We start from the raw sequence: 12296 nt of genomic DNA, 5'->3' as shown, positions 1-12296 counted from the left end.
CTATAAAAAGCGCTTACTTCTTCATTACACTCATATTCAACAAACTGTTTGTACGCAACATACTTACGCTTTTTACCTTGCAGCGAAAATATAAAATCTCTAACTAGCCATTTAGGTGTCGCACCACTTTTAATAAAAGCTGTGGCACAGTTTACTCATGTTTACAAATAATTACGATTTAACTAGATTTTTAGGTTGTTTTTATTCACAATTTGTTCACTTTTATCCGTTAGTTATACTTTGTGTCATGACTAATCATATATCCTGGTTTATTTGTATGTCTTATCAAACCTAAAATTAAGGAAGATGTAATGCGAAAGCTCCTCTCTGTAATATTTTTATCAACGATTTTCATTTCCGGTTGCGGTGGTGGAGGCGAAGGTCAAGATGCCGCAAAGCCCATAGCCCCTGTTGGTAATAATACATCAAAATCAATTAGTGCAACTTGGTTTTACGAGTACCCTAATAAATGCCTAGAAGTATTTCAGTTTAATACAGATGGTAGTTTCGAAATTAGTTCTAATCAGTCAAATGTAGTCGGTAGCTACTCATTTGAGCAATCTGTCGATAGCGGCGAACGCCACTCATTAGTCCTAAGCTTTGAGCAACAAAATCAAGGGTATGACTGCGAAAACTCTTTTGATTATATTGTTGGAGCTAACCTTGAACTATTTGTTAGTTTTACTAATGAACAACAAATGCAATGGTATGAATCAGACACTGGCGGCAATGCTATCTTTACGCTTGATAGATCAATATCGTTGTCTTTATCTAACGCACCTAATGAAGCAAAAGCAGGCGAAGAAGTTACATTTAGTGTAAATAAAGATGCTGAGTCAGACACCCCAGTCGAGTTATTATTCGGACCTACTGGAATGACGGTATCAAGCAAGGGGGAAGTAAAATGGACCCCACTATTGCCTATGATAACGCAACAAAATACGGTTAAATTTGCTTTTACATCTAATAGAACTCTTGAGCCATTAGTTAGTGAGATTAATGTAACAATACCAAACTTTAAAGCACCTACAATGAGAAAGGATATTGAGCTCACCTATACATCTAACGGTATGCAAATTGGTAACTTCATTGGCGATGAAAATAACGAAATGTTGGTGCTTGATAAATTAGGTGGGCTGTCTGTCATATCTCAAAAAGGCGATGGATTCGAATCAATTTACAGCTACCCATACTCTTTTGGCGGTAATCAGAATGAAATGCGCCTCTCTGTATTTAAAGAAAATAATGGCGCAAATAATATCTTTGTAGAAACAAATAATAATATCTATCAAGTAAGTAATTTTACACAGCCTCCGAGCGGTGTGTTTACAACAAATAAAACTATCCACAATTTTATGGTAAAAAATATTGATAGTGATAGCGAACCTGAATTAATCGTAATTTTTGGTGAAAGCTATAGCGCTAAAGAAGCTGTTGTTTACGACAATAATTTTCAAACAGAGCTTTTTAGCTTTTCTCTAGAGGGAGATTCTCCTATTGAAATAGCTGTTGCCAATATCGATAGCGACACATCATTAGAATTAATACTTTCAAACGGTGATATTTTTGATATCCAAAGTGCTAGCAGTCAATGGTTTAACGCTGCCGGCTTTGGAACAATTATGGAAACAGGCGATGTAAATAGCGATGGTATAGATGAGATCATTAGTACTGGAGGATGGAATTCGATAACAGTATGGAATGCAAATGATCGCTCTCAAATCCTAACGATTGATAATCAGGATAATTGTTCTGTAGCCACAGCAAATATAGATAACGACCCAGCCGATGAAATAATAATCGGCGACTGCCAATGGGGTCAAGTTCACGCCTACGATATTACTGATGATACTTATGCAGATCTGTGGACACTGCCACTTATAGATCATGGCAGCGCTGCGATGGTTGTTGGCGACATAAATAATGATGGTAAAGAAGAAATTGTTTGGGGGTCAGGCTTAAGCAGTTCAGGTAAAGATATACTAGTCATCGCTGGTATTACTCCAAACCCCGAAATTTTATGGCATAACGAAAATAGAGAATCACCTTCACAATACGATTCCTATATTGCAGCTGGGTGGGCAAATATAAGCCCTGAAAAAGAGGCGGCAGTTTATATAATTTCTAGTACAAATAGTGGCTATATTCGCCCTCGATACTTAACTATGAATGAAAATGGTGAAGTTACACCTAATTATAATAGCTCATCAAATATTCTCCAAGCAGCCCTAGCAGCAATCGGTGATATAGATTCAGACAATTATGATGAATTATTTATATTTGGAGCTCTCAATTACTCTCCTGCTCTAAACGTAATTGAATTAGAGTCTGATATTTCTAAAGGGCAAGTAACGACAGAAGATGACACTTCTAATTATAATGGTTTAGAAGTTACGGATATTAATAACGATGGCCATGACGATGCATTAATCGCCACAAATGAGGTACTTACCATACACGATATTAGTAACAATAATATCCTAGCTACATGGACTGCTGGCGATGCCATCACCTCAGTGACTACAACTACGAGTACTTTAGGGGAAAAATTGGTAATACTGGGCACCAGAAATAGCCTTACAATTCTTAACTTTGAAGATAATAAACTAAGTATGCGCTCCAGCTCAGTAAACTCAGAGGAATGTAGTCGTCTTTATGCACAACCTCAAACTGATAGTATTTTATGTTTCTCTCCTAAATACTCATATCAAGGTAATTTAGTTACTTTTTCATTCGACTTACAACTATTACTAAAAGCTCAAATTAATGGTGAATTAACAGGCCTAATACAATTACCTGATTCTGATAATGTATTAATAACTACAAACATCAGTGATGATAATTATTCACAATCAAGTCTTATCTCTGAGGTTAGCACAAAGACAGGTGACATTGTATGGCAAAGCTACCCATTAGCAGGAAAGGTAGAGGGTCACTCAATAAAATTTGGCAACATAACTAATAATACAATGCCGCTAGTCTTTGGTAGTAACCTTGGAATATTTTTAACTCATTAACTTAAATTAATGGATTAAACCTGGCTTATTGAAATGAATAAGCCAGAATCTCTAAAAATATGCTCTGGAAATAAATAACACATACTCTTGGCTTTTGAGCTAATAAGTATATTCGTGATTCGTTGGGTTTCGTTTCACTCTACCCAACCTACCTTCATATAATTTATGGCTAATCACCACGCACAAAAAAGCCGCTACATTGCTGCAACGGCTTTTTTAATTATTTGAGTTTAATCAAAAATTAATCTCTATAAGTCTCTACCGCTGGGCATGAACATACTAAGTTACGGTCGCCGTATACGTCATCTATTCGTGTAACGGTTGGCCAGAACTTGTCTTTAGCTACCGAAGGCACTGGGAATGCAGCGTAAAAACGGTCGTACCCGCGGTCCCATTCGTTACCTAAAACGTCTGCTTGTGTGTGCGGTGCAAAAACAAGTGGGTTGTTTTCGATTGACCATTCCCCAGAGATTACTTTGTCTATTTCGCCTTTGATAGATACCATTGCTTCGATAAAGCGGTCTATCTCGCCTTTTGACTCAGACTCAGTTGGCTCAATCATCAATGTGCCCGCTACTGGGAACGACATAGTGGGTGAATGGAAGCCGTAATCTTGTAGGCGTTTAGCGACGTCCATTTCAGTAATGCCTGACGCTTCTTTTAATGGGCGTAAGTCAACAATACATTCGTGCGCAACGCGATTGTTGCGGCCACGGTATAAAATTGGGAAGTGCTGGCTTAACTCGTGCGTTAGGTAGTTAGCGTTCACAATGGCCATTTCGGTGGCTTGTTTTAAGCCCTCTGAGCCCATCATAGTAATGTATGCCCATGAAATAGGTAAAATAGCCGCTGAGCCGTAAGGCGCTGCCGATACGGCACCGTTGTTAATGTTGGTACCCGGTACGTTAATTACGCTGTGGTTTGGCATAAATGGCGCAAGGTGCGATTTAACACCAATTGGGCCTACACCTGGGCCGCCGCCACCGTGCGGAATACAAAACGTTTTATGCAAGTTTAAGTGCGATACGTCTGAGCCAATAAAGCCTGGGCTTGTTACGCCCACTTGTGCGTTCATGTTTGCGCCGTCCATGTAAACTTGGCCGCCGTGCTCATGAATAATGTCACATAGTTCACGAATGGTTTCTTCGTAAACACCGTGGGTAGATGGGTACGTGATCATGGCACACGACAAGTTTTCAGACACTTCTTCAGCTTTCGCTTTTAAATCGGCCATGTCGATGTTGCCGTTTTTGTCACAGTTAACCACCACAATTTTCATGCTGGCCATTTGCGCTGATGCAGGGTTAGTACCATGCGCAGAACTTGGAATTAAACATACGTTACGGTGCGCATCGCCGCGTGACTCGTGGTATTTGCGAATGGCAATTAAGCCTGCGTATTCACCTTGTGCGCCCGAGTTTGGCTGCAGTGAAACCGCATCGTAACCGGTAATGTTAACTAGCCAGTCGTGCAGCTCGTTAATCATTATTTGGTAACCTTCTGCTTGGTCTAGCGGGCAGAATGGGTGAAGGTTTGCAAATTCAGGCCATGTAACGGGGATCATCTCAGCGGTCGCGTTTAGTTTCATGGTACATGAACCTAACGAGATCATTGAGTGGTTAAGCGCTAAATCTTTGTTTTCTAGGCGCTTAATGTAGCGAAGCATGTCTGTTTCGCTATGGTAGCTGTTAAAGTTTGGATGCGTTAATACTTCGTCATCACGCACTAAACTTGCTGGAATAGAGTCGCTACCGTTTGCTTCAATATCGGCTGCAATGGCATCTACGCTTAGGCCGTGGCCTTCACCTAGTACAATATCAAATAACTCAGCTACATCGGCACGTGTTGTGGTTTCTGAAACCGAAATTGAGTACTCGCCGTCGTGGTTTGTAGCAAAGTTAACACCGTGTGCAATGGCACGTGCTATTACATCGTTTTTGTTGTCGCTTACTACTGTTAACGTATCAAACCACGTGCTGTGCTTAAGTGCTACACCTTTTGCTTTTAGGCCAGTTGCTAAAATATCAGCAAAGCGGTGAATGCGCTGCGCGATAGTTTTTAAGCCTTGCGGGCCGTGGTACACCGCGTAAAACGCGGCCATGTTGGCAAGCAGTACCTGCGCTGTACAAATGTTTGAGTTGGCTTTGTCGCGGCGAATGTGTTGTTCGCGCGTTTGCATTGCCATGCGCAGTGCGTCGTTACCTAAACGGTCTTTAGATACACCAATAATCCGCCCTGGTAATGAACGCTTGTACGCGTCACGTGTTGCAAAAAATGCAGCATGTGGGCCGCCGTAACCCATTGGTACACCAAAACGCTGAGCCGAACCTAGTACTACGTCGGCACCTAATTTACCCGGTGCTTTTAATAGTAATAAGCTCATAATGTCGGCAGCAACACAGGCAATGGCCTTTTTGCTTTGAACACCAGCAATTAGGTCGGTTACGTCAACTATTTCGCCCGATGTAGATGGGTATTGGAATAATGCACCAAAAATGTCGTGGTTAACGGCGTCGGCCGCTTTACCAATAATGATTTCAAAACCAAATTGCTCAGCACGGGTACTTACAACGTCTATAGTTTGTGTGTGTACGTCGTCGGCAATAAAAAATGCATTGGCTTTTTTAGCTTTTGATACACGTTTTGCTAGGCCCATTGCCTCGGCAGCAGCGGTTGATTCGTCAAGTAACGACGCGCTTGCTAAATCAAGGCCGGTTAAATCTAGGGTCATAGTTTGGAAGTTTAGTAACGATTCTAAACGCCCTTGTGCAATCTCTGGCTGGTACGGCGTGTACGCTGTATACCAACCCGGATTTTCTAGTACGTTACGTAAAATCACGTGCGGTACATGTGTTGGGTGGTAGCCTTGGCCAATGTACGATTTGAAAACTTTATTTTTGCTTGCTACCGATTTTAAGTAGCTTAGTGTTTCAACTTCAGTACGGCTTTCGCCAATGCTTAGCGGTTGCTCTAGGCGAATGTTAGCCGGTACAGTTTGATCGATCAGCTCTTGCACACTCGATACTTCTAAAGCGCTCAGCATATCGCTTACTTGTGCTGGGCTAGGCCCAATATGGCGGCGAATAAAATCTTGCTTTTGCTCTAACTGCTCAAGAGATTTGGCGTTTGACATGTGTCTAGATTCCTATGATCCTAAATACTAATGGGTAACTAGTATTAATTAAAATATATGATGATTTAACGTCAAAATGGTATGGAAAGTTGGCGATAAAATCATAAAAGCCCCATCAAACATAAAACGGGGCTTTTAAGTATCAATAAAGAGTGATTACTCTTCGTCGATAGTGTGCGAGTAACCTTCAGCGTCTAATAGGTTGTCTAGTTCAGACTCATCAGATGCTTTAACACGGAATAACCAACCATCACCGTACGCGTCGTTGTTTACTGTTTCAGGTGCGTCTTCTAGCTCTTCGTTAATGGCAACAATTTCGCCGCTAATTGGTGCGTAGATGTCTGATGCCGCTTTAACCGACTCTGCTACTGCACAATCTTCGCCTGCGTCTACTTCGTCGCCCACTTCTGGTAATTCAACAAATACCATGTCACCAAGTAGTTCTTGTGCGTGCTCTGTAATACCTACAGTAAAGGTACCGTCACCTTCGTTGCGAACCCACTCGTGTGAAGAAGCGTATTTTAATTCAGTAGGGATATTGCTCATTTTTATATTCCTTTGGTTATGATACCAATCAACTTAAATATTTAACCACTCTAGCGGTCTAAATAAAGCGCTAACATCGTTATTAATTTCTCAGGTAGAACAACTACATATCAAAATTAATGCCTTGTTATCACTCTATTTATCCGTCGCTGTAAGTGGTTAATAACTCAACATGATTGGTATTCTTGGGTGATAACACCAAATTTAAATTATTGATTTACCGTTACGTACAAAGCTAGGCTTAACTACTTTAACGTTAACTAATTTTTTGCGCATTTCTACTTGAGCTGTGTCGCCTGTTGAACGTGGTACACGTGCAAGGGCTACACTAAAACCAAGTGTAGGTGAGAAAGTACCTGAGGTAATAACCCCTTCCCCACCGTCAACAATTACTTTTGAACCGCTACGCAATACGCCTTTTTCTTCAAGTACTAAACCAACAAGTTTGTCGGTGCTTTTTTCGGCGCGTTGTTTAACCAGTACGTCACGGCCAATAAAGTCACGATCTTCTGGTTCCCATGCAATAGTCCATGCCATGTTAGCAGCAAGTGGCGATACACTTTCGTCCATATCTAGGCCGTAAAGGTTCATACCTGCTTCTAAACGTAGCGTGTCACGTGCACCTAAACCAGCTGGCGCTACACCTGCATCTAGCAGTTGTTGCCATAAATCGGCTGCTTGGTCGTTTGGTACTACAATTTCGTAACCGTCTTCGCCAGTATAACCCGTTGTAGCAATAAATAAATCACCCACTTGAACACCAAAAAACGGCTTCATACCTTCAACTGCCGCTTGTTGCTCTGCATTTAGAAGCATGCCTGTTTTTTCGCGTGCGTTAGGGCCTTGTACTGCAATCATTGCAAACTCTGGGCGCTCAGTCACTGTAACGGCAAAATTGCTCGATACATTAGCTAAATGCGCTAAGTCTTTTTCGCGCGTAGCCGAGTTAACCACTAGGCGGTAAAACGTTTCACTGAAAAAGTAAATTATAAGGTCGTCGATTACGCCGCCTTGCGCGTTAAGCATGCCCGTGTAAAGTGCTTTGCCCGGTACGGTTAATTTAGCCACGTCGTTTGCTACAAGCTTACGTAAAAATGCTTTAGCTTGGTCGCCTTCAATATCAACAATGGTCATATGTGATACGTCAAACATACCGGCATCGTTACGCACTGCATTATGTTCTTCTATTTGTGAGCCGTAGTTGATTGGCATTTCCCAGCCATGAAAATCAACCATTTTTGCGCCCGCTTCTAGGTGCTTAGCATGTAGTACAGTTTTAGAAGTCATAACATTCCTTCACGTTTTAAATTGACCCTTAATGGGCGTGGCTTAAATTAAAAACAGGCAAACATAGCTATGTTTACCTGTTGATTGTTTTGTTATGCGGCCTGATTTTGCATGACAGCAAAACCTTGCGTTTGCATATAGCTTTGCCATTTTTGTAGCTCTGGCGCTTTAGCTATGAGCACAAAATGCTGCTCATCTTTGTTATCAATTGCGGTAATAAATACCTGACCGCTTTGCGCACCGTAGCATAATTGCGCGTCAGATAATCGCAAACCGGGAGTTAACTTAAAGGCATCAACTAACGTATCAAAGGCGTTTTCGCCGCTTAAGGTAAAGCTGGTTAAGTCGGTACGAATAACGTAGTCAATATCAAAACGAAGCTGTTGTTCGTTTATAAGTGACTGTAATTGAAGGCTTGCGCTGTGAGGTAATACAAATCGAAAGGCAGTTTCGCTGAAATAATACACGGCGTAGCTAAAGTCAGAATTGAAGTCGCCGTCTAGCGTGCCTTTTAAGCCTAAACCGCTGGCCGTTAATTTTGTTAAATCGTGACCTAAAATACTGCTTAAAAATACAGAAGCTTCGCTGCCGCTAAAATCCATTACAACTGTGCTGTTATTTGCTTGCAAAGCGTTTATAACCGCGCTGTTGGCGTTGCTGTGGCGGGCAAACATTATTGGGTTGAAAGTCATAACAAACACCTGTGTATTTTTAATCTCAAAATTATATTGCGCGGTGTCTGTAACAACAAATTGTAATTATTTATCAATTGATAAATAATACTTATATATGTGGCCACATAAATTGTAATTTTAAATATGAAAAATATATCAACCGACAGTTTACGTACCTTTGTAATGATTGTAGATGTAGGCGGATTTGCCAAAGCAGGCGACTTTTTAGGGCTTTCGCAACCTGCGGTAAGCTTACAAATAAAGCGCTTAGAAGATGTATTGGGTTATAAACTATTTAAAAAGCAAGGTCAGCGCCAAGTACTTAACCAGTACGGCGAACTATTATTGCCCATGGCAAAACAGATGATGCAATACAACGACGCCATTTTGCAGCAATTTACCTCAGAGAGCATTGCCGGAAAAGTACGCTTAGGCATACCGAGTGAATTTGCAGCGCGTATACTCCCTTCTATTATTGGCGACTTTGTGGCGCTTTACCCAGAGGTATCGCTTGAAGTTAAATCGCGTTTAAGTAAGCATTTATTATCGGCTTCAAGGCAAGACCAATTTGATTTAGTTCTTGCGCTAAACGAGCAACTTACCTCAAGTAAATTTCCTATTTTTATGCAAGACCAATTGGTATGGGTGGGCGATTTAAACCAAGCACAAAACCAAGTAGTTACCTTGGTAACCGCGCCAGAGGGATGCATTTATCGCCGCCGCGCTACCGATGCGCTTAAAAGTGCCGGCATAAAATACCGTATTGTATATAGTAACGCCGACTTAACTGGGCTTATTGCGGCTTTAAAAGAAGGGCTTGGCATTACAGTACTTGCAAAAAGTACCGTACCCAGTGAGCTTAACTACCAAGTACAAACTAAATACCTACCTGCACTGGGCGACATTGGTATTAGCTTGGTTAAAAGTTCAGGTGAGTCTGAAAATGCGGTAGATAAGCTTGCTGAGTTTATTGCCTTGCGTTTAGGCTAATAAAACACACACTCAACTTTATACCTAGCTTCACGATGACAAAATAATACAAAAGATATAAAAAAGTTAATTAAGTTACATAATATATGTTTTTAGTTCTAAAAAAATGAATAATTTTATACTTAATAATATTGATTCGCATTCGTCAACGTGTTCAAATTACGCCAATTTAGATAATCAACGTGATTAGGACAAAAATGAACCCTAAGTTTTTAGTATCTACTCTTGCAACTGCGGTTGCTTTGTCTTTTACAGCCACTGCAATGGCTAAAGACACCAGCGATAAAGAACAACGCTTTGAACAAATTACAGTTATTGGCTCACAGCAAGCTATAAACGACATTCCTGGTTCGGCTACTTTTATCTCTGACGAAGAACTTCAAAAATTTGAGTTTACCGATATTTCGCGTGTTTTAGCGTCTGTTCCGGGTGTTTACGTTCAAGAAGAAGATGGCTACGGCCTTCGCCCTAACATTGGTATGCGCGGTACTGGTACCGGCCGTAACGATAAAATTTCTGTAATGGAAGATGGCGTATTAGTCGCACCAGCCCCTTATTCTGCACCTTCTGCTTATTACTTCCCTACTATGGGTCGTATGGAAACAATAGAAGTATTAAAAGGCGCGGCCTCTGTTAAATACGGTCCTCGTACTACAGGTGGCGTTTTAAACTTACTTTCTCGTAGCTTACCAACCGAGCCAAATAGTTCTAAAGGTATGGTAGATGCAGCCCTTGGTAGCGATGGCTACTACAAAGGCCACGCATACTTTGGTAAAGAAAAAAACAACACGTCTGGCTTGGTTGAAGTATTTACTTACGGCGCCGATGGCTTTAAAGAGCTTCCTGTTGGCAACGACAACACGGGCTTTGAAAAAACAGATTTACTATTAAAATTTGGCCATACGTTTGGTCAAAACGATGCGCATAACATTGAGCTAAAAGTAAAATACTCTGACGAAACATCAGACGAAACTTATATGGGCTTAACTGACGAAGATTACAAAGCAAACCCTAATCGCCGTTACGCTGCATCACAAAACGATGAAATGAATACTCGCCACAATGCTTACCAACTAAACTACGCGTACCGTTTTGGCGAAGGCTACGAATTACTTGCAACCGCTTACCTAAACGATTTTCATCGTAATTGGTATAAAGCAAGCAGTGTAGGCACAAGCACACTTGAACAATACAGCGATTTTGAAGCAAACCCAACAAGCGAAGGTATTGAAGGTATTGGTGTTAAAGCTAACAACCGTGATTACCAAGCAAAAGGCATTCAGTCTGAATTACATATTCCTGCAGGCGATCACTACGTTACTGTTGGTGTGCGTTACCACGAAGACGAAATGGATCGTTTCCAATGGCAAGACACGTACACGCTTAATCAAGATCTAAGCATGACGCTAACATCGCAAGGTATTCCTGGTTCAGATAGCAACCGTGTAGACAGCGCTAAAGCAAGCACGTTATTTGTTCAAGACGAATGGGCATTAGACGCGTTAGTTATTAATGCAGGTCTTCGTTACGAAGACATTACCATTACACGTGAAGAATGGTCTAAATCAGATCCAACTCGTAGCAATGGCTTAACTAAAGATATTTCGAACGATACTGAAATTTTAGTGCCATCGTTAGGTGCCACCTACACACTTAACGACAACGTGACGTTACTTGCTGGTATTCAAAAAGGTTACGCTCCTGCGGCACCGGGTAATGCTGACCAAGAAGAAGAAGAAAGTGTAAACCTTGAGTTTGGCTCTCGCTTTAATATGGATGGCTTTAACGGTGAAGTGATTGCGTTTTTCTCTGATTACGACAATATGCACGGTAACTGTACTGCGGCAGTAGGTTGTAGCGACGAGAACATTGGCGACCAATACAACTACGGTGAAGTAGAAGTATCGGGGTTTGAATTTAGTGCGGGTCGTACATTTGCAACAGACGCAGCACAATTTCCAGTTAAATTAACGTATACATACACTGACTCTGAGTTTAAAAACACGTTTGATTCAGAAATTTGGGGCTCGGTAGAAAAAGGCGACGCAATGCCTTACGTACCTGAAAACCAAGTTGCTTTATCGTTAGGCGCTGAGTTTGCATCGTTTGTTGTTAACAGCCAAATACGTTACGTATCTGATTCTCATGCTGACCTTTCTGACTCAGGCTTAAATGCAATTGACAGTCGTGTAGTGTGGGATTTAGCGGCTAAATACTTAATCGACGACAACCAAAAAGTATACTTAACGGTTGATAATCTGTTTGATAAAACGTACATCGCTAACCGTGCTAATGGCGGTATTCAGCCAGGTAAGCCACGTAGCATTCAAATGGGCTACACATATAGCTTTTAAGCTTAAAGCTGGTTAAACGGTTCACTAACAGCGTTAATAATTTTTTATGTAAGAGCACTTTACATCTAAATTATTGCCTTGTTATTAAACCGTTTACCTGCGCTTTGATAAAATAAACGGTTCACTAACAGCGTTAATAATTTTTTATGTAAGAGCACTACACATCTAAATTATTGCCTTGTTATTAAACCGTTTACCTGCGCTTTGATAAAATAAACGGTTCGCTAACAGCGTAAATTATAAATACAAAAAAGCCGAGATTATTTAATCTCGGCTTTTTTAATGCTTAAGCTTT

Annotated in this window: 7 protein-coding genes; 3 read left to right on the top strand and 4 right to left on the bottom strand. The window is 41.0% G+C overall.

The features are described 5' to 3' along the window. Positions 1-311: 311 nt before the first annotated feature. Positions 312-3017 (top strand): hypothetical protein, encoded by a 2706-nt coding sequence (locus tag ATS76_RS01495; protein WP_058550749.1) that lies wholly within the window; start codon positions 312-314, stop codon positions 3015-3017. Between the two features lie 241 nt (positions 3018-3258). Here the strand turns inward: ATS76_RS01495 and gcvP are convergent, their stop codons facing one another. The 4 genes from gcvP to ATS76_RS01475 all read right to left on the bottom strand — a co-directional run bounded on the left by gcvP (position 3259) and on the right by ATS76_RS01475 (position 8675). Further along, on the bottom strand, positions 3259-6150 hold the full coding sequence (gcvP, locus tag ATS76_RS01490; protein ID WP_058550748.1) for an aminomethyl-transferring glycine dehydrogenase: 2892 nt from the start codon (positions 6148-6150) through the stop codon (positions 3259-3261). 156 nt (positions 6151-6306) lie between these two features. Then, a complete protein-coding gene (gene gcvH, locus ATS76_RS01485) occupies positions 6307-6696 on the bottom strand; it encodes a glycine cleavage system protein GcvH (protein ID WP_058403188.1) in 390 nt (129 codons plus the stop codon). A gap of 204 nt (positions 6697-6900) precedes the next feature. Further along, the gene (gene gcvT / locus ATS76_RS01480; RefSeq protein WP_058550747.1) at positions 6901-7983 is read right to left on the bottom strand and encodes a glycine cleavage system aminomethyltransferase GcvT; all 1083 of its coding nucleotides are present in this window, start codon (positions 7981-7983) and stop codon (positions 6901-6903) included. Between the two features lie 92 nt (positions 7984-8075). Then, entirely contained in the window at positions 8076-8675 is a 600-nt protein-coding gene (locus tag ATS76_RS01475) for a hypothetical protein (protein ID WP_058550746.1), read from the bottom strand. A 126-nt stretch (positions 8676-8801) separates the two neighbouring features. Between ATS76_RS01475 and ATS76_RS01470 the strand changes: the two genes are divergently transcribed. Both ATS76_RS01470 and ATS76_RS01465 read left to right on the top strand, forming a co-directional pair. Beyond that, positions 8802-9647, top strand: a complete 846-nt coding sequence (locus ATS76_RS01470) for a LysR family transcriptional regulator (RefSeq protein WP_058403191.1) — start codon at positions 8802-8804, stop codon at positions 9645-9647. Positions 9648-9844: 197 nt separating this feature from the next. Further along, a complete protein-coding gene (locus ATS76_RS01465) occupies positions 9845-12001 on the top strand; it encodes a TonB-dependent receptor family protein (protein ID WP_058550745.1) in 2157 nt (718 codons plus the stop codon). The last annotated feature ends 295 nt before the right edge of the window (positions 12002-12296 follow it).

Source organism: Pseudoalteromonas sp. 10-33, assembly GCF_001469195.1.
Classification (GTDB): Bacteria; Pseudomonadota; Gammaproteobacteria; order Enterobacterales; family Alteromonadaceae; genus Pseudoalteromonas.
Note: the sequence above shows the minus strand (reverse complement) of the source record. Positions and strands in the feature narration are given on the sequence as shown.

Excerpts from the sequence above, each read along its gene's own strand:
- ATS76_RS01495 (WP_058550749.1), top strand. The coding sequence starts at position 312 with ATGCGAAAGCTCCTCTCTGTAATATTTTTATCAACGATTTTCATTTCC.
- gcvP (WP_058550748.1), bottom strand. The coding sequence starts at position 6,150 with ATGTCAAACGCCAAATCTCTTGAGCAGTTAGAGCAAAAGCAAGATTTT.
- gcvH (WP_058403188.1), bottom strand. The coding sequence starts at position 6,696 with ATGAGCAATATCCCTACTGAATTAAAATACGCTTCTTCACACGAGTGG.
- gcvT (WP_058550747.1), bottom strand. The coding sequence starts at position 7,983 with ATGACTTCTAAAACTGTACTACATGCTAAGCACCTAGAAGCGGGCGCA.
- ATS76_RS01475 (WP_058550746.1), bottom strand. The coding sequence starts at position 8,675 with ATGACTTTCAACCCAATAATGTTTGCCCGCCACAGCAACGCCAACAGC.
- ATS76_RS01470 (WP_058403191.1), top strand. The coding sequence starts at position 8,802 with ATGAAAAATATATCAACCGACAGTTTACGTACCTTTGTAATGATTGTA.
- ATS76_RS01465 (WP_058550745.1), top strand. The coding sequence starts at position 9,845 with ATGAACCCTAAGTTTTTAGTATCTACTCTTGCAACTGCGGTTGCTTTG.